17 protein-coding genes, 1 pseudogene and 1 riboswitch are annotated in these 23,379 nt (G+C 58.6%); of the genes and pseudogenes, 5 read left to right on the top strand and 13 right to left on the bottom strand.

What is annotated here, in order from left to right; genetic code table 11:
- Positions 1–26 precede the first annotated feature (26 nt).
- From Q6A51_RS14505 to Q6A51_RS14465, 9 genes are all read right to left on the bottom strand, one after another.
- The gene (locus tag Q6A51_RS14505; protein WP_304575152.1) at positions 27–1,028 is read right to left on the bottom strand and encodes a FecCD family ABC transporter permease; all 1,002 of its coding nucleotides are present in this window, start codon (positions 1,026–1,028) and stop codon (positions 27–29) included.
- A gap of 14 nt (positions 1,029–1,042) precedes the next feature.
- The gene (locus Q6A51_RS14500; protein ID WP_304575151.1) at positions 1,043–2,014 is read right to left on the bottom strand and encodes an ABC transporter substrate-binding protein; all 972 of its coding nucleotides are present in this window, start codon (positions 2,012–2,014) and stop codon (positions 1,043–1,045) included.
- Complete coding sequence (locus Q6A51_RS14495; RefSeq protein ID WP_304575087.1) at positions 2,008–2,790, bottom strand: ABC transporter ATP-binding protein; 783 nt, start codon at positions 2,788–2,790, stop codon at positions 2,008–2,010. Before Q6A51_RS14495 ends, Q6A51_RS14500 begins: the two co-directional genes overlap by 7 nt.
- A gap of 52 nt (positions 2,791–2,842) precedes the next feature.
- Positions 2,843–4,984: a TonB-dependent receptor gene (locus Q6A51_RS14490; RefSeq protein WP_304575086.1), complete on the bottom strand. Its 2,142-nt coding sequence runs from the start codon at positions 4,982–4,984 to the stop codon at positions 2,843–2,845.
- A 108-nt stretch (positions 4,985–5,092) separates the two neighbouring features.
- Positions 5,093–5,298: riboswitch (cobalamin riboswitch) on the bottom strand.
- Positions 5,299–5,410: 112 nt separating this feature from the next.
- Complete coding sequence (locus Q6A51_RS14485) at positions 5,411–7,816, bottom strand: TonB-dependent siderophore receptor (RefSeq protein WP_304575085.1); 2,406 nt, start codon at positions 7,814–7,816, stop codon at positions 5,411–5,413.
- 82 nt (positions 7,817–7,898) lie between these two features.
- Positions 7,899–8,837 carry a FecR family protein gene (locus Q6A51_RS14480; protein WP_304575084.1) on the bottom strand — a complete coding sequence of 313 codons (939 nt, stop codon included), beginning with the start codon at positions 8,835–8,837 and terminating at the stop codon, positions 7,899–7,901.
- Complete coding sequence (locus Q6A51_RS14475) at positions 8,834–9,364, bottom strand: sigma-70 family RNA polymerase sigma factor (RefSeq protein ID WP_304575083.1); 531 nt, start codon at positions 9,362–9,364, stop codon at positions 8,834–8,836. The genes Q6A51_RS14480 and Q6A51_RS14475 overlap by 4 nt, the downstream gene beginning before the upstream one ends.
- A gap of 146 nt (positions 9,365–9,510) precedes the next feature.
- On the bottom strand, positions 9,511–9,996 hold the full coding sequence (locus Q6A51_RS14470; protein WP_201005271.1) for a GNAT family N-acetyltransferase: 486 nt from the start codon (positions 9,994–9,996) through the stop codon (positions 9,511–9,513).
- 38 nt (positions 9,997–10,034) lie between these two features.
- Complete coding sequence (locus Q6A51_RS14465) at positions 10,035–10,433, bottom strand: hypothetical protein (protein ID WP_201005436.1); 399 nt, start codon at positions 10,431–10,433, stop codon at positions 10,035–10,037.
- A 183-nt stretch (positions 10,434–10,616) separates the two neighbouring features.
- Between Q6A51_RS14465 and Q6A51_RS14460 the strand changes: the two genes are divergently transcribed.
- Genes Q6A51_RS14460 through Q6A51_RS14440 form a run of 5 tightly spaced genes read left to right on the top strand, consistent with a single transcriptional unit; the run spans position 10,617 to position 19,073 of the window.
- The gene (locus tag Q6A51_RS14460) at positions 10,617–12,584 is read left to right on the top strand and encodes a hypothetical protein (RefSeq protein ID WP_304575082.1); all 1,968 of its coding nucleotides are present in this window, start codon (positions 10,617–10,619) and stop codon (positions 12,582–12,584) included.
- On the top strand, positions 12,577–16,602 hold the full coding sequence (locus tag Q6A51_RS14455) for an AAA domain-containing protein (protein WP_304575081.1): 4,026 nt from the start codon (positions 12,577–12,579) through the stop codon (positions 16,600–16,602). The genes Q6A51_RS14460 and Q6A51_RS14455 overlap by 8 nt, the downstream gene beginning before the upstream one ends.
- Complete coding sequence (locus Q6A51_RS14450) at positions 16,602–17,396, top strand: hypothetical protein (RefSeq protein ID WP_304575080.1); 795 nt, start codon at positions 16,602–16,604, stop codon at positions 17,394–17,396. The genes Q6A51_RS14455 and Q6A51_RS14450 overlap by 1 nt, the downstream gene beginning before the upstream one ends.
- Positions 17,393–18,574: a hypothetical protein gene (locus Q6A51_RS14445; protein ID WP_304575079.1), complete on the top strand. Its 1,182-nt coding sequence runs from the start codon at positions 17,393–17,395 to the stop codon at positions 18,572–18,574. The genes Q6A51_RS14450 and Q6A51_RS14445 overlap by 4 nt, the downstream gene beginning before the upstream one ends.
- A complete protein-coding gene (locus Q6A51_RS14440) occupies positions 18,558–19,073 on the top strand; it encodes a hypothetical protein (protein ID WP_304575078.1) in 516 nt (171 codons plus the stop codon). Before Q6A51_RS14445 ends, Q6A51_RS14440 begins: the two co-directional genes overlap by 17 nt.
- Positions 19,074–19,128: 55 nt before the next feature.
- On the opposite strand, the gene Q6A51_RS14435 is transcribed toward Q6A51_RS14440, so the two are convergent.
- The 4 genes and pseudogenes from Q6A51_RS14435 to Q6A51_RS27520 form a co-directional block, all read right to left on the bottom strand.
- The gene (locus Q6A51_RS14435) at positions 19,129–20,628 is read right to left on the bottom strand and encodes a tyrosinase family protein (protein ID WP_304575077.1); all 1,500 of its coding nucleotides are present in this window, start codon (positions 20,626–20,628) and stop codon (positions 19,129–19,131) included.
- 106 nt (positions 20,629–20,734) lie between these two features.
- Positions 20,735–21,235 (bottom strand): hypothetical protein, encoded by a 501-nt coding sequence (locus Q6A51_RS14430; protein WP_304575076.1) that lies wholly within the window; start codon positions 21,233–21,235, stop codon positions 20,735–20,737.
- Between the two features lie 103 nt (positions 21,236–21,338).
- Positions 21,339–22,067 (bottom strand): methyl-accepting chemotaxis protein, encoded by a 729-nt coding sequence (locus Q6A51_RS27525; protein WP_374005035.1) that lies wholly within the window; start codon positions 22,065–22,067, stop codon positions 21,339–21,341.
- 129 nt (positions 22,068–22,196) lie between these two features.
- A pseudogene (locus Q6A51_RS27520) lies at positions 22,197–23,123 on the bottom strand (HAMP domain-containing protein); the annotation flags it as partial.
- Between the last annotated feature and the right edge of the window lie 256 nt (positions 23,124–23,379).

The raw sequence follows: 23,379 nt of genomic DNA, 5'->3' as shown, positions 1-23,379 counted from the left end.
CTGGTGAGAGGGCGTTTGCTCAACCCCTATCGGCGTATCAGCAATATGAAAAACACACCGCCAATGGCCGCCGTGGCGATACCGATGGGCAGGTCCTGTGGCGCAATCAGGGTGCGGGCCGCGACGTCCACCCAGATCATGAACAATGCCCCAAGCAGGGCGCTGACCGGCAGCAGCCTGCGGTGCTCGGCTCCGACCAGACGACGCGCCATGTGCGGCAGCATCAGGCCGACGAAGCCGATGGCACCGGAGAGTGAGACCAGCACGCCGGTCAGCAATGAGGTGCTGACGAACACCTGCCAGCGTACATGTCGGGTGTTGAAACCCAGGCTCACGGCAGTCTGTTCGCCACTCATCAAGGCATTGAGGGCGCGGCTCAGGCTCATCAGGACGACAAAGCCACTCAGTACGCAGGCACCCGGCAGCCATAGCAATTCCCAGCGCGCCAGTCCCAGACCGCCGAGCATCCAGAACATCACGGAGTTGGCGACATGCTGATCGCCGGTGTAGAGCAGCAGATTGACCAGAGCCATCAGCACGAATGACACCGCGACCCCTGACAGCAACAGGCGCTCGCTTTCCAGGCGTCCTTGCCGGCTGGCGATGGCCAGTACCAGCAACATACTGCCCAGTGCGCCGATGAAGGCGGCCAGCGGCAGGCTGAATACGCCAATGAATTCCCCCAGATACAACACCGCGACCACAGCCCCAAGAGCAGCGCCGGAACTGACGCCCAACAGGTGCGGATCAGCCAGCGGATTGCGGGTCACCGCTTGCAGAGCCGTACCGACCAGCGCGAGACCTGCACCCACCAGCGCCCCGAGCAATACCCGTGGTGCGCGGATCAGCCAGATGATTTGCGTCTGACCCTTGCTCCAGTCCACTACGGCATCGACTCCGGCTTGTTGCAGAACTATGCCCAGTACTTTGGCCAGCGGCACCCGTGCCGGACCGAAGCCCAGGGATATCAGGCACGACAGCGCCAGCAGAACGAACAGAGTGCCGATCAGCCAGCGATAACCGGCCACGCTGCGTATCGGTTTCACAGTTCGCTCCCGCCAAACAGCTCGGGATGCAGCGCCTCGGCCAGTTTTTCGATGGCCTCAGCGTTATCGACCGAAGGCGTTACGGCGACATAGGGCAGCACCACGAATCGTTTCTGGCGGATGGCTTCGACACTGCTCAAGGCTGCGTTCTGCAAAAGGAAATCGCGTTTGTGCTGCCAGGAGGTCGGGCCGTAATCGACGATCACGATCACCTGCGGGTTGCGTTCCACCACGCTCTCCCAGTTGACCTGAGTCCAGCTGGCGGCGATATCGTCCATGATGTTCTGCCCGGCAGCCGCTTCGATCAAGGCCTGGGGCATGCCCAGTTTGCCTGAGGTGGCGGGCCGGTCTTCACCGCTGTCATACAAGAACACACGGGGGCGTTGCCGGACCTGGCTCAGTCTGGTCGTGACCTGTGCAACCCGCTGTTTCAGGCCCTCGATCAGCGTATCGGCGCGTTCCTTGACGTCGAAGATTCGCCCCAGGTTGTGCAGGTCGCGGTACAGATCGTCCAGGCTGGCTTCGCGCCGGGTCATGATTCGCGAACAGGATTCGCTCAACTCGTAGACGGGAATGCCGAGCGGTTGCAGGGTTTGCGGCGTCACCGGGCCACCGACGCGCATACCGTAACTCCAGCCTGCAAAGAAAAAGTCGGCATTGGCATCCAGCAGGTTTTCCACCGACGGGTAGCGTTCTGCCAGTTCGGGAAGGCCGTCCAGAGCCTCGCGCAGTGCCGGGTCGAGGGTTTTCCAGCCGGTGATGCCGGTGTAACCGACCATGCGTGGTCGCAGGCCAAGGGCAAGCAGCATGCCGGTCAGATTGATGTCGTGACTGACTGCCCGCTGTGGCGGTTGCTCGAAAGTGACCTCGCGCCCGCAACTCTGTACGGTCAGGGGGAAGTTATCCGCGGCAGCGGCCAGGGGCAGGGCGGCAAGCAGCATCAGGCAGGCCAGGGCTCGGGTCATGATGGGCTGATCCAGGTAATGCGTGGATGAGGTGCCAGTGGATGGGTATCCACCAGCGCGTGGACACCAAATATGTGCAGCAGCCGTTGCTCGGTCAGGACCTCGGTCGGCGTGCCACTGGCAACGATCCGGCCCTGGTCGATGACATACAACCGGTCACAGAAAGCCGCAGCCAGATTCAGGTCATGAAAGCTGGCCAGTGTGCTGAGTTTCAGTTGCCGCAAATAGTGCAGCAGTTCCAGTTGGTAACGGGGATCGAGATGGTTGGTGGGCTCGTCGAGGATCAGCAGGCCAGGTTGTTGCACCAGTGCGCGGGCCAGCAATACGCGCTGTTTCTCGCCGCCCGACAGGGATGCGAACAAATGCCCGCTGAGCCCATGCAGGCCCACCTGGTTCAAGGTCTTGTCGATCAGGGCAAGGTCTTCGGCGCTTTCGCCGTCGAACCAGCCCTGATGAGGTGTACGCCCCATGGCCACGACATCCTGTACGGTCAGGCCGAACTCCTGCGGGAACTCTTGCATCATCACGGCCATGCGCTGAGCGCTCCAGCGGGGCTTCTGTTGCCAGATATCCTGCCCGTCGAGGTGCAGCGAGCCGCTGTCCGGTTCGTTGAAACGGTAGGCGCAACGCAACAGGCTGGTCTTGCCGCTGCCATTGGGGCCGATCAGCCCGACGAACTCGCCTTGTGCGATGTGCAGGTCGATGCCTTCAAGTTGCCAGGGTTTGCCCTGACTATGTGGCGGTGCCCAGTTCAGGCGATGGATATTCAGGGTGGACATGCTCGATTTCCAGGCATGCTGGCGACAGGTTGCAAGCCTGCCGCCAACTGGATCAGAAGCTGTAATCAGCCGTGACGAAGAAGGAGCGAGGTTCGCCCATCAGCCATTGTTGCCCATTGTTGTCCTGCGCCGCGGCGTAGCGTCGGTCGAGCAGGTTGTTCAGTTGCAAGCCAAGGCGCACATCGCGCTGCACCTTCCAGCCCAGGTTGGCATCCAGCACCGTGTAGCCCGGTATCGAGGTGGTATTGGCGGTGTCGGCATAGCGTTTATCCACATAGCGCAGGCCCATGCCGGCATCCAGGTCTTCGTTCAGTGCCTTGCTCACCCACAGATTGGCGGTTCGGCGCGGGACGTCGGTCGGGCGATTCCCGGCGCGGGACACGACCTGCCCGGAAACGTTTTCGTCGAAATCGTCGTACTCGGCACGTACCAGCGCAGCGTTGGCCGATACGTGCCAGTTATTGGCAAGTGCCAGTTCCAGAGAAGCTTCCAGGCCGTCGGACGACTGCTGGCCGACCTGTTGTGTCAGGCGGGTCACCGGGTCGATGGCCAGGAGCTTTTTCTTGACGATGTGATAGGCCGCCAGGGTCCATTCGCCACTGCCATCCCAGAACTGTTGCTTGAGGCCGAACTCGGTCTGTTTCGCTTCGGTCAGGTCCATCTGCTGCTGGGTCGGGTTCATGCTGATGAGGTTGCTGACGCCGTCTTCACTGGTGGAGTACTGGCCATACAGGGACAGTTGATCGGTCACGGCAAACACCAGGCCTGCGCGCCAGTTACCGCCGGTGAGGCTTCGGTCGCTACGGGTATCGGTACGCAGGGCGTTGCGGTCCAGGTGGTTCTGGTCGCGGCGGATGCCAGTCACCAAGGACCAGCGGTCTGACAGTTGCAGGCGGTTTTCGGCAAACAGGGCAAAGGTGCGCGTGGTGCTTTCGGTCAGCGGCAGGAAGGGTGACTGGCTCTGGAAATCACCGGATGCCGGATTCCATGGGTCTATGAAGTCACCACCGATATCGGTGTAAGGCGAATTGTTGGCGACGTCGAAACGAATCCTGTTGTATTCGGCTCCGACCACCGTGCGGCTGTCCAGGCCGAACAGCGAATGGTTGAATGTGAAACTCTGGCGGTCGCCGATCTGCTCCTGGTCGTGCTTGATCTCCAGGTAGTCGCCACGCAACAACTGACCCTGAGCGCTGCTCCAGCTATAGACTTCGGCGTTGCGCCAGTGGCGGCGGCTCTTGATGTAGTAGAGCTGGTTGCTGGCGCTGACGTTATCGTTGATGGTCCAGTCGGTGTTCAGGCGGGTCCATTCATCGTTGTAGCGTTGCACGGCATTGCGCAGGTTGTAGTTCTTGTCGCGCAGGCTGTCGCGGTAGTGGCCATCGATCAGCGGTGTGCCGAAGTAGTTCATCGGCTCGCTGTCGCCACGTTCATGGGCGAGGGTAAAGCTCAGGTCATCGGTGGCTTGCCAGCGCAGGGCTGCGCTCATGGCCAGGCTGCGGGAATTGCCGTTATCGACCCAGCCATTGCTTTCCTGCTGATTCAGCGTAAGGCGATAGCTCAGGGTGTCGCTCAGCGAACCGCCGCTGTCGAGGCCCAGTTGCTGACGGTCATTGGAACCGTAACCCAGGCGCAGGCGATTGCGGATCTCGCCCTCGAAAGGTTTTTTGGGCACCACGTTGATCACGGCGCCGGTAGCGCCTTCGCCATAAAGTACTGAAGCCGGGCCACGGATCACGTCGATACGCTCGACCATGAACGGGTCAACCGGGAAGGTCTGAGTACCTGCGCCGGTATACAGGCGCGAGCCGTCGAACAGGGTCATGACCGAGGAATGCCCCGTAAAACCACGTGCGGACAACGCGGTATTGCCATCGCCAGGCGTTGCGATGCTGGTGATGCCTGGCGAACGGGTGACCGCATCCTGAACGGTGAGGTTATTGCGGCTTTCGATGATCTGGCTGTCGAGGCTGCTGGTACTGGCCGGGGTTTCCAGTGCCGTGAGGTTCAGGCGCGAACCGGTGGGCGTCGGGGTTGCCAGATCGGTTACTGGCGTATCGGCGCTGCCAGTGATTGCGACCGAGGGCAGTGCCAGGGTTTGCTCGTCAGCAGCCCACGCATGGGACGGGAGCGCGAGAAGGCTGATCTGTAGCGAACGATTCGCCAGGGATTGAAGCAGGGAAGAACGGGACATGCGATTCCAGCCAATCAGGAATGAATGAATCCCGGAGGGAACAACGCATAGGGAATCGCGGGCGCAAAAAGCCCGCGAAGACCGGCCTGCGCCCGCCCACCGCGGGTTTGCCAAACAAGGTTGCAGGCCGGTCTCCGGGCTTGCGAGGGTCATGAAGCATTCACCTTCCCATGCCTTGGCACAGTGGTCTGTCGAATGCTTCGCTCGCTTACCGTTGCGGGGGCAGCGCCGGACTGATCACTGGGAGTGACGCACCGGCTTCCCGTTTAATCCCATGCACGGCGGCATGGGACACCTGAAACTGGCGCGCATCAGATCATTGAATCTGGAGGTCGTCAATGACTGATGTTTGTTGGCGGTGAGGGGGTTCGCGAATAAATTCGCTCCTACGCAGCCCGTGTAGGAGCGAATTCATTCGCGAAGAGATCACCACCGATAACTGACAGCCCCCACCAGACTACGGGTATCGCCATAGCGGCATGAGTTGGCGCAGTACAGGTATTTCTCGTTGGTGAGGTTCTGTGCCTTGGCGCTGACTTGCCAGTTGTCGTCCAGGTCATAGCTGATTCGGGCATCGAACAGCGTATAGGCCGGGATCTTGCGGTCAGTGACGCTGGGCGAGGTGTGGGTGGTGCCGACATAACGCACGCCGCTGCCAATCGACAGGCCATTGAGGCCCATCGAGTCGAAACGATAATCCAGCCACAACGAAGCGTTATGGTAAGGCGTACCTTCGATACGTGAGCCTTCGAGCACCTCATCGTTATCCTTGATGATATGGGCATCGGTGTAGGCATAGGCGGCGTTCATGGCCAGTTGCGGGGTCAACTGGGCCTTGGCTTCCACTTCAAAACCGGTGCTGCGCTCCTTGCCGGTCTGCTCGTCGAAGTCCGAGCCGGCAATCGAGGTGATGACGTTGCTCTGGGTCAACTGGTAGACCGCAGCACTGATCATCATTTCCCGGCCAGGAGGCTGGTAGCGGATACCGATTTCATACTGCTCGCCCTCGGTCGGCAGGAAGGCATCGCCATTGGCGTCGGTACCGGACGAAGGCAGGAAGGACTGGCTATAGCTGATATAGGGCGCCAGACCGTTTTCGGCCAGATAGACCAGCCCGATGCGTCCAGTAGTCTTGCTGTCGTCAGTGGTGCTGCGCGAATTGTCACGGTAGTTGCGGGTGCTGTTGTCGGCCCAGTCCTGTCGCATGCCGATCATCAGCAGCCAGCGATCATCGAGTTTCAGTTGTTCCTGCAAATAAATGCCGAGCTGATGGCTGTGCAGGTCCGAGCCGCTGTCGATGTTGCGGTTCACGTTTGGCAGGTTGCCGTATACCGGGTTGGCAAGGTCCAGCGCCGGTGCGCTGCCGCTGAAACGGTGGCTGTCGTAGGTCTTGCGGTAGTAGTCCAGGCCGCCCAGCAGGGTATGTTTCCAGCGCCCGCTTTCCAGATCCAGTTGCAGGCTGCTGTCACTGGTCCAGCCGGTGGCAATGTCTTCGCGTGAGTTGTAAGTACGCGACAGGCTCGACAGATTGGCACCGCTGATCCGGCTGTTGTTCAGGGTGATGTAGTCATAGTCGGTGCGTGACTCGAAGTAGCGTGCCGCGTGACGCAGTTGCAGGTTGTCATTCAGGCGTTGCTCGAACAGATAGCCGAAGGTCTGCAAGGTGCCATCGTAGTCGTCGAAATCCGGCTCGCCCGCAAACAGGTCATAAGGCACTTTGTAACCTGGGGTCGAGCTGAAAGTGGTTATGTCATAGCGCATGGGCGGCGTCAGGCTGGTCCGGGTACGCTGATGGCTGGCGAGCAGTGTCAGGCGGCTGTCGTCGTTGATCTGCCAGGTCAGTGCCGGGGCTATGTAGTGCTTGTCATCGTCGATGGCGTCGTACTGGGTGCCGCTGTCGCGCACCAGGGCTGTGAGTCGATAGCTGAAACGGCCTTCTTCATCGAGGCGTCCGCCGTGATCGGTGGAGAGTTGCTGCCGGTCATGGTTGCCATATTCCAGATTGATTTCATGCAGCGGGTCGAGCGTGGGTCGCTTGCTGATGGCGTTGATCAGCCCGCCGGGTGCCAGTTGCCCGTACAGCACCGAAGACGCGCCCTTGAGTACTTCCACACGCTCAAGGCCATAAGGCTCCTGGCCTCCTTCAAACTGGGTGCTTTGCATTTTCATGCCATCGCGCATCACACCGCCCGTGCGCGGGCCGATATCGAAACCACGCATGCGGTAGTCGTCGGCCACGCGGCTGTAGCCGTTCGGCTGGCTGATCACGCTGGTGTTGTAGTTGAGTGCGTCGGCGAGGCTGTCGTGCTTGCGCGCTTGCATTTCTTCACGGGTGATCACCGAAACCGACTGGGGAATCTCCATCAGGGAAGTGTCGGTCTTGCTCACGGTCGCGCTGCGTTGCGCGACCCAGCTGTGAGCCGGCCCCCAGGCGTCCTGCTCATGGCTGGCAGCGCTTACATTGATGTCCGAAAGCTCCATGGCTGAAGTCTCGGGGCGTGGCTCGATGCTCAAGGTGCCGCTGGGCGTGATGCTCAATTGCAGGGGCAAACCGCGCAGAACCTCGCTCACGGCCTGTTCGACACTGTAGTGACCGCGTAATGGCGCGGCTGTCAGGCCGCGAGTCAGCGTTGCGTTAAACGCAATGTTGCGCCCGCTCTGGCGAGCGATACTGGTCAGGGTTGCATCCAGAGGGCCGGCGGGCAGGTCCAGTTCCATGAGTTGCTGGCGGGCGGTCGAGGGCTGGGCCGAGCCATCGGCCGCGCTGTCCAGGGTGGTGAACGCCAGGGCAAATGCCAGCGGTGTCAGAGTCAAGCGCAGTGGTCGGTGCATGGCAGCATTTCCCGTTTGGGTAGTCGATGCCAGCTATGTGACGCGAGCGGCTCTGAAATTAAGGGGGGGTGGAAAATATTTTTCAGCGCAGGCTGATTTGCGTCCACCAGCCGAAGTGTTTCTCGACTTTTACCGGCAGCACTTCCTGCAACGAGCGCAAGGTCTGGCCACTGTCGTCCAGAGTGAAGACGCCTGTGACCCGCAGCGCTGCGGCATCCGGCTCGATGCGCAGCAGGCCGGGGTGATAGTCTCGCAAGGCTTCGATGACATCGGCCAGTGACTGGTCATGAACTTCCAGCAAGCCATCTCTCCAGGCGTTTTCGCTTGCCAGGCCAGGGTCCAGAATGTGAATGCGTCCGCCATGCAGCCGCGCGCCCTGGCCCGCTCCCAGCACGTGAGTCGCGCCGCCCGGTGCCGTGAGTTGCACGCGGGACTCCTGCACCCAGACATGCGTCCCGTGCTCATGCAGGCTGACCGTGAAGCGTGTGCCCAATGCTCTGGCTTCGCCAAAGGCGGTGCGAATGGCCAAGGGACGTTGCGGGTCTGAGGCAACCTGAATGCTGAGTGCGCCTTCATGCAGAGTGAGGGTGCGCTGCCTGTCATCGAAGGCCATGTCGACCCGACTTCGGGCATTGAGCAGCACCTGACTGCCATCGTCCAGAGAGAAAGGACGACGCTCTGCCAGCCCGGTGTAGAGATCCCCTCGACTCCATGGCAGCAGCCCGTTGCGTTGCAGCCACCAGCCGCCGATGCCCAAACCGGTCAGCCCCAATGCGCCGCGCAGCCATTGACGACGGGTTTGCCCGGACTGGTTCAAGACCTGGCGCGACAATGGTGGAAGCCCGGAGAATGCTTGTCCGACACGCTGCTCAAGCTGAGCCCAGGCATCGCGGTTTTCCTGGCTGCTCTGTAGCCATTGCTGAAAGCGCTGACGTTGGGTGTTGCTGATGCTGCCGGAGCGTTGCAGGGCCAGCCACTCGATGGCTTCGGCGACAGAAGGCGACAGTCGCTGGCTGTTCATCGTTGCTCCAGCGCCAGGTAGCAAAGCCCCAATGCCTTGACGACGTATTGATGAACCCGTGGCGCGGAGATACCCAGAGTTCGGCCGATTTCGGCATAGGTCATGCCGTCGAGCTGGCTATACAGAAAGGCACTGCGGCCTATGGGCGACAGGCCATCGAGTATCTGATCGAGAGTGCTCAAGGCTTCCAGCGCCTGTGCCTGCTCCTCGGCGGAGGGTTCATGGCCCTGAGGCTGCTGCGCGAATACTTCCAGATAAGCCCGCTCCAGATCGCGCCGTCGCCATGAGGCAAAGATCAGCCGTTTGGCAATCGTTGTCAGCAGCGCCCGTGGTTCACGAATGGTTTGCGGCTCTGGCAGGGCGACCACCTGGGCGAAGGTTTCGGCTGCCATGTCCGCCGCATCGTGATGACAACCCAGGCGCGCACGCAGTCGCTCCTGCAACCAGCCATGATGGTCGCCGAACAACTGTTGCAGAACACGGTTACGCACGCTCAGGCGCCGGGCATCGGGAGAGGAGGGTGTCATGTCACTAAAGTTAATGAAAATTATTATCAAATGATGCCGATTCGCCGCATTGATTGCAACAAACTGCTAGCGCTTGCTGAAACGGGCAGGTATTCAATTGAAGAGCCCGACATTGCGTCGGGCCTGGTTCCAGCTTGATAACGAGGTTATTCGTCACCCTTGGCAAAGCTCAGCAGCGCGTCGCCTTCCATGCGATAGCGCACCCACTCGTCCTGAGGTGCTGCGCCCAATGCCTTGTAGAACTTGATGGCCGGCTCATTCCAGTCCAGCACGCTCCACTCGAAACGGCCGCACTGATTGGCAACGGCTTCACGGGCTATATGACGCAACAAGGCGCGCCCGGCACCGATGCTGCGGTTTTCCGGCGACACGTACAGGTCTTCAAGGTAGATACCGTTGCGGCCCAGCCAGGTGGAGTAACTGTAGAAATAGACGGCAAAACCTACCGGCTTGTCGTCATGCAGACAGATCAGGGCCTTGGCAGGTGCATTCTCGGCGAACAAGGAGCGATGAATGTCTTCGACAGTGGCAATCACTTCATGGCGTGCGCGTTCATAGATGGCCAGTTCAGTGATGAAGGCAAGGATCTGGCTGGCGTCGTCGGGGCGGGCAGGGCGAATTTCGAGGGGCACAACAATTCTTCCTTATTGGTATGAGCCGACATCATAGCTCAGGCATCACGCAACAAGTCATGGGCGTTGAGCAGTTCCCAGGCAATCTCCGGGCGTTTTTCCAGACCACGGCGAATCGCCGCTGGAATCGACTGGCGGGTCTTGCGGCACAGGCCGGTCTTTTCGGGAATGAAGATGCTTATCCCGCGCATGGTGCGAACCTCATTGAACCCCGGCGCGATCTCCACGCTGATACCCAGTTGCTCGTGAATCTTGCCCTGCATGCGCTCAAGGTCGCCGAGGCTTTCGATACGCTCCAGGCGCTCAAGCAGGCGTTTTTCTTCTTCGCGGGTAAGACGCAGAATGCGCCGATCGGCATCGGGAGCGTCCAGCCGTTCGCGCTCGCAGATACAAGCACCGGGCGGACAGGGGTTGCGGATCGGGGGCGAGGTGTTCATCGGCGCAGCATAGCCATTCACGAGTGCTTCTGGCCATAGGTGGCACAGCCTTCTGTCGAGCGTTGCCTGTCGCCATGAATTCGTTTTTGTCGGGCAAAGGCTTTATCCTGCATGGCTTATTGATATTGCTTATTCAGCCTGTCGCGCGTCATTCATGGCAGGGTTGGTACGAACAGGAACATTATGCTGATTCAGGATGAAGCCCGTTTGCATGTCGATGCAACGGGAGCGGTATTCAAATGGCGTTACAAAGACCGGCAATCCACTGAAAAGCTCGACGAGCAGACATTGCGTGGAGCAAAGCTGGTGAAGGACGATTATCAGGAACCACTGTTGGCGCTACGCAATCGTCAGGGCGAGCAATACAAGGTTACCGATCTGTTGCCCGCCTGTTTGCCACTTGATAAACCTTTACGTGTCATCAGCAGCACGTACAAGGATTCCTGGCTGCTGATCAGGCTGGCCTTCGAGGGACAGCAACGCACTTTGCAATTCCTCAAGGATTCTGACTTTGCCACCGAGTTTGCCTGGGCTCTGGATCAGGACTTGCTGCAAACCGTGAGCCTGAGTAAAGGCAAGAGCGAGTTCGAGATCAAGCCTGGCGATTTCACCCGCTTCACGATGCCTGGCGCAGTGCTCAGTGACTTGACTGAAGACGGCGGGAATTATCAGGGCACGCTCAAGTACCTCGATGCCAATACGGGGCGCAGCTACTCGTTGCCCTGCCTGCTGCCACGCAAGCAGCTATGGACCCGGTGCATCGATCATTTCTCTGCAATCGGGCAGGTCAGCCTGCCGGTGATGGCGCAATGGTCGCCCAAGCAGCAACGTTACGAAGTGACGGGCATTGACCCTTTGCTGCCTGCGGGTGAGCAGTGTTTGCAACTGCTGGCATTGAAAACGCGCGTCGAATCGAAACCCTTGTTGTTGCTGGAAAGCCCGTTACCGGGCTGTCATGGCCTGGTGTTCAGTTGCCAGGTCTGGGTGAATTTCATCGAGTTCGAGCCTTCACCGCTGAGGCCGTTCAGGGTCAGGGTCGAAGTCAGTGAAGGTGATGGAAAGTCCCGGTTCAAGGCCAGGGTTTTCGAGCCCGATACCGAGGGACCGTACTGGGCGGATGTGTCGCTTGTCGAGGACGCTTGCTCTGACGATGACGCGGCGGCTCAGGAGCAGAAGGTCCGTATCGAGGTCAGGGGGCGGGGGAAGCTGATTATCGAGCAGAGCCTCAAGCAGAAACAGTCCATGTATCACGTCGCGTACAAAGGCACGGAGCCTCAGCGTGTGCCGCTGGTATTCAGCACCAGGGCATGTGCTTTCGAATATGCTGTAGACGAGCCTGGCACCACGCTTGAAGGCGTTTTCAAGGTCCGCGTCGGTGATGATTCCCAGGCGCTGTATCTGCAACTGTTTGCGGGTAGCAAGGCAGTCAGCGATCTGTATTACCGGGTTGAACTCAAGGAGTGGCTGCGTTTCGGGATTGCCGGTTTGCGCGAAGGTTTCAGCCTGGAATGCGTTATCGAAAACCAAGGCAGCATGAGCAAGAAGCCATCTTCGCGCTGGCATTTACAGGCAATCAACACTGACCTGACAGGCCAGATCATGATGCACCAAGGGTTTGAGATGGAGCTCAAGGCTCTCTGGAACTGGTCCTGTTTTGAAACACCCCCCTATGCCGACGTCTTGCCTGACTTCTACCGCAAAGGTGCGATTGTCGTTGCCCAACCCACATCGCAGGTCTCCCTGGCGCTTTTTCTGTCGCCTGGCCTGTTGAGCAAGGCAGGCTATCTGGCCTTGAATGAAGGCGGCAGCCTGACGCTCGATTACGTTGTACGTCAGTCCGATGACCCAATTGGCTTTGCCTTGGTGTGTACCACCTTGTACGAGCGGCCTGCCGGTCAACAGGGTGAAGAGTGCCGCGCTCGATACGTTGGCCAGAATGCCAGCGGCGAGTATGAACTGGAGCTGCTGAAGCCAGCACCACCGGGCCTTGCGCCGGGTACGCGAGTCAATTACCGGGAATATCCGGGGCAACACCCGTTGAAAAGTATCCCGGATCTTGAGGGTGCTGTGTTCGTTGTGCGCCTCAAACGTTTCAAGGCTGGGCATCAGGTCAGCAAGGTGTTGAATGTGGAGTTAAGTGTCGATGTCTGATTCACGCCGTTATCTGAATCTGCTCAAGTACCTGTGCGCATTGCCCGGGTTTGACAAGATTGTGCCGGTTACCGGTACACGCATCCGCGATATCGAACGCTCCGATCAATTGTCGCAGGCCATTTTCGAGATCCCGACCGAACCCGATCTTTATGACCGGTTCGTCACGGCGGTAACAAAGCCCACCAGGAAAACCGATACCCAAGGCATGGTTTTTCAGCCGGTGTATCTGATTTATCAGCTTGAAAGCGCCGGGCAGCCGTCATTACCCTTTCTGGCGGTGCCGGGGATCATTGGCAGCGGGCCTTTTTCAGCGAGCACGGAGTTCTACACGCTCAGGCCCGCGCTGGAATGGCCGGTGCTGTTCAATACCCAATTGCTTGAGCACGACAGCAAGGCCGAACCCGATATCGCGCTGGGACAGGAACAGGATTGCGTCGATTTCAAGCAACAGAATCTGCCGCCCATTACCGATGCCTGGTCGGTCTGGCACGAATACGCCCTTGAGCTTTGTCTGGCCACTACAGGTTGTGAACTGAGCAAGCTGCCCGCTTTGTTGAAAGCTCGCTACAAGCGCTCATTTACCCTGAGTGCGCAACTGGCGACCTACAACGAAGCAGACAATAAGGCGATCAGCGGGATTCTGGATCTTTACAACGCGCTGCAAGAGATTCCCGATGACATGCTGGTCGAGACGCCGCTGGCGCATGTCATGGCCATTCATGACGGCCTGCCAGGCGTGACGGCGAGTGAGGAAGACCGGCTGGCGAGTGACATCGAAAGCAACACCCGTTATCTGCTGGGCCATATGGATGAGCAGAAGGCCGTCAGCCTGGACAGGCTGTCGCATCGGGAAATGTTTGCGCTGGATAACAGCCAGCGGCTGGTGCTGGAAAAACTGGCGCGCTGCGAGGTGGGCGATGTTCTGGCGGTCAATGGTCCTCCTGGTTCAGGCAAGACCGCCATGCTCAAGGCTGTGGTTGCCCATCAATGGGTGCAGGCTGCGCTGAACGGTGAGCCTTGTCCGATCACTGTGGCGGTAGGCTCGACCAACCAGTCGGTGACGAACGTGATCGGGGCGTTCCCGGCAGTGCTGTATCGCGCTGAATCCGATCCACCTGCGCACCTTCTGTATTTCAAGCGCTGGTTTTCGGCACCGCAAAGCTATGGCACCTATTTCCCCTCTGGCAAAGCCTACAAAGACCTTGAAGCCAAAGGGCAACTGGAGAACTTTGTTCTCGGCAAGCGCAGTGCCCCTAACGACCTGACAATCTTTGAGTGGAGCAATAAAAAGGACAAGGCGGCATCCGATATCACTCGCTTGCAGGCTCATATCAAAGAGTATGCAGGGCATGCCGAACGCTTTTTTGGCCAGCCAGGCCTGCAACTTGAGGACGCTATCGAGCTTTGCCGGGCATATATCGCTACCACCATCCGGAAGGTCGAAAACACTCTGGCGCAAGCACGCAGGCTGACCGGCCTGCATGCGCTGCTGGCCGATCTTGTGCCGGGTTACCCCGATAACCGGGAGCTTGAACGTGAGCAGTCATTCATTACTGCCGGGCAGTTGCATGAGCTGTTTGGCGTATCCCGTGAAAAACGCAGCGCATTGTTGCGCCAAGTGCTGCGCGAGCGGATTGCCGATCAGGCACTCGACCTCGATGAGCTGAGCGATGCGGCTTTCGAGCAGTTGGCCAGTGATGCGAAAGTGTTGCTGATCGACCGCCTGCTGGATCTGACCTTACGCCCGTACGCTTTCCATATGGCGGCGCGTTATTGGGAAGGGCGCTACCTGCTGGAGTGTTCCGAAGAACTGTTGGTCACCCGTACAGCCAAAAACGTCGAGAAGGGCTTGAGGCGCTTATGCATGCTCACGCCTTGCCTGGTGTCGACGCTGCACAAATTGCCGCAATTGTTCGGGCTGGAAGGCAGTGCTCAGTCGGGCAAGCGGTTTCTGCTGGCCAAGGCCGATCTTTTGATCATGGATGAAAGTGGCCAGGCCCAGCAGCGGCTGAGCCTGCCTTCGCTGAGCCTGACACGCAAGGCACTGGTCGTGGGGGATGTCGACCAACTGAAACCGGTCATCAACGATATCAGCATGGTGGATGAGGCTCATGCCTATCACGCCTTTGGCTATCGCTCCCAGGCGTTCATCGATGCACTTCAGCGCCGGATCACCACCCGCAACGGCAGCATGCTGGCCCTGATTCGCCAGGCGTCGCGCTATTCCCACCAAGGGCAAGGGTTGATGTTACGTGGTCATTATCGTTGCCAGACCAACATCATTCAGTGCTGCAACGAGATGGTTTACAACAACAAACTGATGTTCATGCCTCACGATGCCATTGAGCGTGGACCGTTGCCGTCATTCAGTTGGGTGCATTCGGACTTTATCAACGAGTCGTCTGAAAGCTCCCGGATGAGCAGGAATGAGGCTCATCTGATCGCGGCTTTTCTGGCTGATCGCTGGTCGGAAATCTTCGGTTTCTACTGCAAGAAGGATGAGGCCAGGAACAAGCCTCTGCGTGGCGCAGCCGAGTTGATTGCTGTGGTAACGCCTTTCAAGCCTCAGGTCGGGGCCTTGCGTCAGGCATTGCTGGAAGTGTCACTCAAGATTGGCCAGCCGCCGGGCTTTACCGTCGCGGATATCGAGAACGTCACCATCGGCACTGTCGATTCCCTGCAGGGCGCTGAAAAGCCAGTGGTGATTTTCAGTGGCGTACACGGCTCAAAAAGCCAGGGCGAACCTTACTTCCAGGACCAGCCCTATCTGCTCAATGTGGCTATTTCGCGGGCGCAGGACTGCTTTGTCGCGTTTATCTGCGAGCACACCTATGGCGTCAATGCCGATCATGCTCAGGTCGATTTGCAGGAGTTGCGCAAGAACTCGGCTCGCTACATGGGTTACTACCTCGGGCATGCCTGTTTCGAGGGCAGTAATGGCATGCGTCGCTGTGAGCGACTGTTCCCGAAACGGCTGGTGATTATTGAAGCCGGTGGCAAGCAGAAAGCATTGGCCGAGTATCTGGGCTCAGACTATGAAGTGTGGGTGACTGGCGGGAGCATCACGGAGGTGGAGGCTTCCTGCTATGACTTGCAGAAGCTTATCGCTTCAGGTTTCAGGCTGCGTTATCAACTCAAGCCCGATGCCCATGCTCTGGTCGAGAAGATCCGCCAGCAGGCGCCTTTGTTTGAAGAGATCATTCTGGCGACGGATGACGATTATGTCGGGGAAACCATTGCCTGGCACCTGAGCATGCAGTTTCGCAACGAGCCTCTTGTACAAGCCAGGATGAGCCGCGTACGCCTCAACGCCATTACTCGCGAAGCCATTGAAGAAGGCTTTCAGATGGAGGCGGTAAAGGCTCATGAGAAACGCCTCAAACAATTGAGAAACGAGCGCAAGGCCGATGTGGCCGAGCAGCTTGAAGCCGAGCGGGCGTCCTTTCGTCAGCAACGTGCGGCCATCGACACTTCCAGAGTGCGCGCCGAGTTGTTTCGCGAACTGGTGGACGTTCTGGTGCGTACCCAGTGCCAGGGCGATTCGCAACAAGCTCATGTGGTATCGGCCCAGGTGAAGTCAATGCTGGATTCGCAGTTGCTGGTGCCAGGAGGAGAATCCTTGTCTGGCGCGGCCTTGGGGCGTGTCCGCATGGGGATTCTTGACGTGCTGTGCGGCGCGGTCAAACGACGCCATCAGGCCATGGAGGGCGAGCACTTGAACGCTCACCTGACGGTTGCCGGCAAGCAGTTCTACGGCCGCATTGCAGGCGACTCGAACGAAAGCCTGGCCTCTTTCAAAGACAAGCTGCTGAAAAAGATGCAAAGCGATGGAAGCAACTCGACGGCAGGGGATTCGACCCGCTGGATCATGGCTGAACCGTCGTGCGCTGCGATCACTCGTTCTGCGCCAAGTGGGTCGACCCTCGACATTCTCAAGCTTGCGCAAACGACCCTGGATATAAAGCCCGGCATCACCATGCAATTGCTGCAGAAACTTTATGAAGGAAGCTTCTGATGGGAAACAGTGCGCACGACGATATTCGCCTGACCATCGATCAACAACAGATCGGTCTCTACCAGCAGCGGCTGGACAGTTGCCCGATCGGGCAGCGCGGCGATGCCGCCAGTTTATTGAGGCTTATTGCCCGGATCGGTTGTGCCGCCGAGCATGAGGATGCCCGGTTGCAGAAGGCCAGTCTGCATTTGAAGCATTTTCGCCTGCCGGTGTGGGCCGAGTTCGACGTGCAGGTCGTGGAGCGCAAGGGCTGGCTCGATGAGTTGCCCCATGAAGGCTCGCACTATCTGCAACCTTACGAGTATGAGGCGCTGCTGAGTGCATTGAAGGAGTTGGAGTTCGAGCTTGATTTTCGTCTGCCTGAACCGGGCCATCCAGGGTTTGGCCAGTTGATGGACAGCCTCGATCAGTTGCGGATCGGTCGGCCTTCGACGCTGGGTTCAACCCTTGAAGCCATGGAGCAGGGCGGCATGCTGGTCATCGAGGGCGATGAGGTGCGTTTGACCGCAGGTGCCTATCAGACCTTGCAGAGCATGCAGCAGCGTTATCCGGCCATGGCGAGCAAAGGCTTCTCGACGCGCCTGGCCTTGCTTCAGCAAAAACTTGAGCGTGATGCGATCAGTGTCGATGCCGCACTGGCCGAGCTGCTGCCCGACCTGCTTCAGCGCGCCGATGCCGCTTCGCTGGCGGTGGGGATCTGGGACGATATCGAGTCGCTTTACAGTCCGCTCGACGAAGCGCCTCAAGCACCGTTGCAAGGCTTGATCAGGCACCGTGCCGGAGGTGAGTCTTGAGCGGTGTCATCAGCTATCCGCGTACCGATGGCAGTGATCGATTCAAGCGTGATCTGGAGCGCATCGAAGCTCTGATTGTGGAGATCGAGCAAGCCCTGAGTGTGGAAAACATTGAAAGCATCCTGGCACTGATCGCTCTGGTCGGCTGGGATCAGTTGCCCGAGGCGTTGCGGATTCGGTATCTGGGGTTGTTGGCGCAGAAAAGCCGGGAGCTTGAACGCCAGCAGCGTTCAAGAGGCGATGCCAGGGATGAAGCAAGCCGGCTCTCTGAACAGAAACTGCACATGATGATGCAGCAGATGGATAGTTACCTGATTGAGCATTGTCCCTGGGAGGCCCGCCGCGATCAGGAGCCGCTGACGGTGGAAGGCGTGCAAAGCCGCATCAAGGATGCCCGGCAGCGTATCGACGAGAAGGGGTATCAACCGCTGTTCAGCGACGACGAACTTCTCGCACTGTCCCAGACCGATACGGTGGCCCAGGCGCGTTACAAGGTGCGCTTCATGGAGCGCAAGTATTTTGGCGACAACGGCAAGGGCAGTTTCATGGGGATGTCCTTTGAGGGCGCATCCGGTGTCGGCGTCAAATACTGGAACACCAGTTTCGGCCAGATCGAGGACGCTGACAGCGATTACAGGTTGCTCGCCAACAAGCTGGGGCTGAACTACGTAGAAGGTCGCGAATATATGCTGCTGGTCATCGATTCGGAAAAGGCTCAGGCCGTCTGCGAATCAACCAGTGTGAGTGCGACCTTTGAAAAGATCGGCGCGTTTGCCAATCAGGAATTGCCTGATCTGTATCCGCCGGAGTTGACTCGTGAAATCCTGACCCCGGAGTTTCAGACTCACTATCGCGACCTGTACGAGCAGGCCAAAAAATACTGGAGTGAAGAGTGGCGCCTCAGCGAGACTCAGTTTCATGACTTTCTCATTGCGCAGAACGTGGAGCCCGAGACCAGGATTCTTCTGCTGGAGCGTCAACGTATGCATATGCAAGTGGGCAATAACGAATACTTTCGCGGAGACGGCATGACTGAAAACCTGATTGAAGGCAGTCAGCAGCAGTACGGAGTGGTTGAGCTGTTCAGCTTCGACAAAAAGAAAGTCGAACTCGACGCCTATTTGCGCGCCGGTGCGGTTCACGTTGTCCAGGGGGTGAGTCATGTGGAAAAGAGCTGAACGTTATCCTCTAAAACCGCCTCTGGCACTGATCGATGATCCGCAGAGCCCACCGGCTGGCGCACGCCTGCTGAATCAGATCCAGAATCCACAAGCGCCCGGCGAGCACTACCTGTTCTTTGCCAATAACGGTGCTCTTTCGATTCTTCGTGGCTATGCCCGGCCGGATGGCCAGCATCAGTATGAACAGAGTGACTTCCCGCAACGCTTTCTCGACTGGTTCGCGCCAGCCCTGCGTGATTTCCGCAAACGGGCTGCGCAGGACGTTTCCAGCCATCTTTCTTCGCCGGTTCAGGAGGTGGGTGGCGAAATGCTCACCCTGGAGCGGGGTATGGCGGTGGGCGGCGATGGGGAACCGGGATATATCGTCAATAACTGGTCACGCAAGCGCTATCTTCCGGGGCTTGAAGACCATTTCATGCCGATGAACGTGGCCTGGACCGAAGACTTCCTCTTCAAGGGAGGCTTGATCCGGTTATTGGGTGAAATCAGGTTCTGAGCATGAAGTGAGGAGCCTCCTTGTTGTTCAGGAGGCTCTCGTTACCACTTCAGCGTCAGGACGATTGCAGGCTGATACTGCCCACCACCGGTTTGGCATTCACATTGTTTTTGCCAATCGGGGCGAAGGTGACGGTAGGTGCCTGGTTCATGCGCTTGGCATCGGTGAGCTTTTGCACGACATCTGTGACGACGAAGCTGATGTTTCGGGTCATGGTGTGGTGGCCGCCATGGATTGTCATGCCAAGGTTGAAAAAGCTGATGACGCCGACAAATGACGGATCTTCTGGTGTGGGAGTGACGCCCTCGGGCAGATTGAGATAAACCGCATAATCGTTGGCACCTTCTTCAGAGGCGCTGATATCGGAGAGGGTCAGGTACAGCGTGTCGCTTTGGACTGCTGAAAACAGTTTGTTGCCGAAACCTCCCTTGGCGGTGGTATTCAGTTGTGAGGCAAGAGCGACCCTGACCGGTTTTTCGCCCAGCGCGACGGCTTGGGCCTTGGCTTTTCCGCTCTCCAGCTTGCTCAGGCTCAGGGCATGCACACTGGCCGCTTTGACGAGGGGCTTGTTGAAGGGAACGCTGCCTGCCGGACGGCTCAGATAGCTGTCGTAGACATAAGGTGCAGTCAGAGTGGTGGTGTCCAGGACATCGCCCACCTTGCTGATCACCGGAGCGCCCTGGCCATTGCTGAAGGTCCAGCTCTGGCTGGTGAATGCTGTGTCCTGTGGGTTGAGGCCACCGGCCTTGTTCCAGCTTGCCCAGACGCGATCGATGTTGCAGTGGTGCAACCAGAAGATCGGATCGTTGGCGGCTGTGGGGATGCGCCCCATGTTCGTGTTGTCTCCGACCTGAACATGTATGGTCCCGTGCAGGCCCATGTCCAGGTTTTCACAGAAGCCCACGTCGCTGCCCGATTCGCGGTAGCGAGGGGACTTCATACTGTCCAGGCTCAACAGGCTGGGGTCGATAGGCGTACCACCATTGATGCCGGGATTGCGGTTGGGTCGGTACAGTGAGCCCCAGAGCGGATGATTGGGCTGGCGGAACTCCTCAGGTATCACCGAGCACTGACCGGCTGGCGTACAGGATGATCCGACGTAATCCCAGTAGGGCAGTGTGAACGACTGATCACCGGATACGTCGCGCACGATCTGTTCCAGATACATGACATACATGCGGTGCCAGGGCAGGAAGGCATCGCTGTTGTTACTGGCGTGAGGTTCGCAGGTGTACCACATGGCTTCGGCCATCTGCCTGTGGGGGCCTGTTGTACTGCCGAAGACCTGCTGGAGCGCGGTCTGCTTGGGAATCGGAGTGGCATGGGTATACCACTGGAATTTCCAGGACAACGGATCGGTGTCGGGCTTTTTCATCATCAGGGCGACAGCGCGAGCATAAATCGCCAGCATCAGTTTGCCTTGTGGCGTACTGGCCGAATAGCGGGTCTTGGTCGTGTTGGATGCTGCCAGTGCCCGTTGCATGACGTCAGGCAGGATCATTGCCCCGCCTGCCAATGCACTGAGTTTCAACAGGGTTCTACGACGAATGGTCATGCAGTTCACTCCTGAACAATCCTGGGATGCCTCATGGCGTACCGTTTGACGGCAGACCGAGTGTAGCTATGTGCTACTACATCTCAAGGACGCAGGAAATATTTTGTCATGGGTGAATTCGATAGATTTCAACGTGCTCGATGCGCAAGTGTTGTTCTGCCTGTACCGGATCTATCGGCAGGAATGTGAGGCTTGTCACTGCCTTCAATTGCCCGCTGGCTTGCAGGCGAGCGAACACTGGTTGCAGGTCGTAACTGATCTTGCGGGGGCGTTGCGGGTCGTAAACGATGGGAATGTCATACGTACTCAAGGCACCTACATAACCCGGGTCTTGAGGTGTCGGTTGAGCATTCGGTGCAAGGTTCAGATAGAGGGCATAAGTGCTTGAGGGTGGCTCGCTGGCCCAGATACCGGACAGTTTCAGGTTCCAGCGTAAGCTCGGGTCTGGCTTTACCGTTTCTGCTCCGACAGTTTTCAGGTGAATCGTGTAGGAGCCTGCACTCAGCTCGGCAGGCTCTGCTGCCCGATACATCAGGTTATCGGATGCCGGAACGGCACCCGTCAACAGGGTCAATGCCAAAAGCAGCCAGCGTTTGCCAATGTTCATGAGAGGACCCGGATTCATGTCTCTGCAGTAGTGTAGCTCCCGCAACTTCGCGACTGAAGCCGCTCCTGCAGATCCCAAGGAGCGGCTTCAGTCGCGAAGGGCATCAGGTCTTGAACTTGCGAACCAGCGCATCCAGCTCGCTGGAGAGCGAAGCCAGGCTATGCGAGTCGCTGCGGGCCGAGTCGGAGAGTTCGGCAATCAGTTGCGCGTCGCCATGGATCTGGCTGATGTGGCGGTTGATATCTTCCGCCACCTGATGCTGTTCTTCGGCCGCCGTGGCGATCTGGGTGTTCATGTCGCGGATCACGTCCACCGATTCGCGGATCTGCCCGAAGCTGCTGCGCGCCTGGCCGATCTTGGTGACAGACTGTTGCGAGACATCCAGGCTGGCGTGCATCTGTTGCGCCACGGAAGCGGTGCGTCTGGCCAGGTTGCCCAGCAGGGTGTCGATCTCTGCGGTCGAGTCGGCGGTGCGTTTGGCCAGGGCGCGAACCTCATCGGCCACTACCGCAAAGCCACGGCCCTGTTCACCGGCGCGGGCCGCTTCTATGGCGGCGTTGAGCGCCAGCAGGTTGGTCTGTTCGGCGATGGAACGAATGGTGTCGAGGATCGACTGGATATCGTTGCTGTCTTTTTCCAGGTCCGACATGTCCTTGGCCGAACGGGCGATTTCCGAACTCAGTTTGTCGACGCTGTTGACCGCATCGTCGATCTGGCGCTGGCCTTCGCGAGCCTGCTGCTGGCCGTTGTCGGCCGATTCAGCGGCCTGGCTGCAGGAGCGGGCGACTTCGTTGGCGGTGGCGACCATCTCATGAAAAGCCGTGGACACCATATCCACCGCTTCACGCTGACGGCCTGCCGCTTCTGCCATGTCATTGGAGACACGGGTAGAGCTTTGCGAGGTGTCGAGGATCTTGTGCGCGGCCTGCCCGATATGCTGGATCAGGCTGCGGATCGCCGTCAGGAACTGGTTGAACCAGCCCGCCAGTTGCGCAGTTTCATCCTTGCCACGCACGGTCAGGTTCTGTGTCAGGTCGCCTTCACCTTGAGCAATCCCTTCAAGGCCGCTGGAAACGCTATGGATCGGACGCACGATGACGCTGGCGAAGCTGGCACCGACGATGGCGAAGACGATGGCCAGTACGGCAGCGATGATGCCGATCAGCCAGGTCAGGCGGGTGGCGGAAGCCATGACTTCATCCTGCTTGATCAGGCCGATAAAGCTCCAGCCAAGCTCTGGCGATGGATAAACGTTGGCCATGTAGCGCTCGCCGTTGAGCTGCACTTCAACCATGCCTTTGTCGGTCTTGGCCAGTTGCGCGAAGCCATCACCCAGATCGCCGAGCTTCTTGAAGTTATGCTCCGGCTGCTTGGGATCGACCAGCACATTGCCGTTCTTTTCCAGCAGGATCAGGTAGCCGCTGTCGCCCAGCTTGATGTCTTTGACGATGCCGGTCAGTTGTTTGAGCGATACGTCGATGTTTACTACACCGCCAGGGTTGCCCAGGGTGTTGGGGATCGCTCGTATGGTGCTGACCAGCACGGCGTCATCGCCAGCCCAGTAGTAGGCATCGCTGCGCACGGTCTTGCCCACGTTATTCATGGCTGTCTTGTACCAGGGACGAACACGCGGGTCGTAATTGCTCATCTTCGGATCTTCCGGCGTCATCACGTAGCTGCCGTTGATCAGGCCGTAGGAGACGTAGGAGTAAGCCGGGTGGGCCTTGGCGATGCTGACAAGGAATTCGGTGGTCAGCTTGTCGTTTTCAGACTGTGGGGTCGGGGTTGCACCTGTGTAGTTTCTCAGGTCGCCACCGGCGCCTGCGATCAGTGGATGCGAGGCAATATAGTTGACGTTCTGGCTGATGCCATCGAAGAACAGCTGCATGGCGTTATCGACCTGACGGATTTCGCGACTGCTGCTGTTCACGAAGTTATCGGTCGCGTTGTTGCGCAGGTTTACGATAACGATAGTGGCCACGACGACTATGGGCAGGCACGCAATGACTGCAAAGGCCCACGTCAGTTTCTGTTTGATATTCATCCATGCTCCAGAATTTTTTTGTATATCGTTATCTGACGACGGCAGGCAATAAGCAGACTTCAGACCCGGATAGAGCCTCAAAGCTTCGTCTTATGGCATA

The sequence above is a fragment of the Pseudomonas serbiensis genome (assembly GCF_030580745.1).
In the GTDB taxonomy this organism is placed as follows: Bacteria; Pseudomonadota; Gammaproteobacteria; order Pseudomonadales; family Pseudomonadaceae; genus Aquipseudomonas; species Aquipseudomonas serbiensis.
This window is presented reverse-complemented; position numbering and strand designations above follow the sequence as displayed.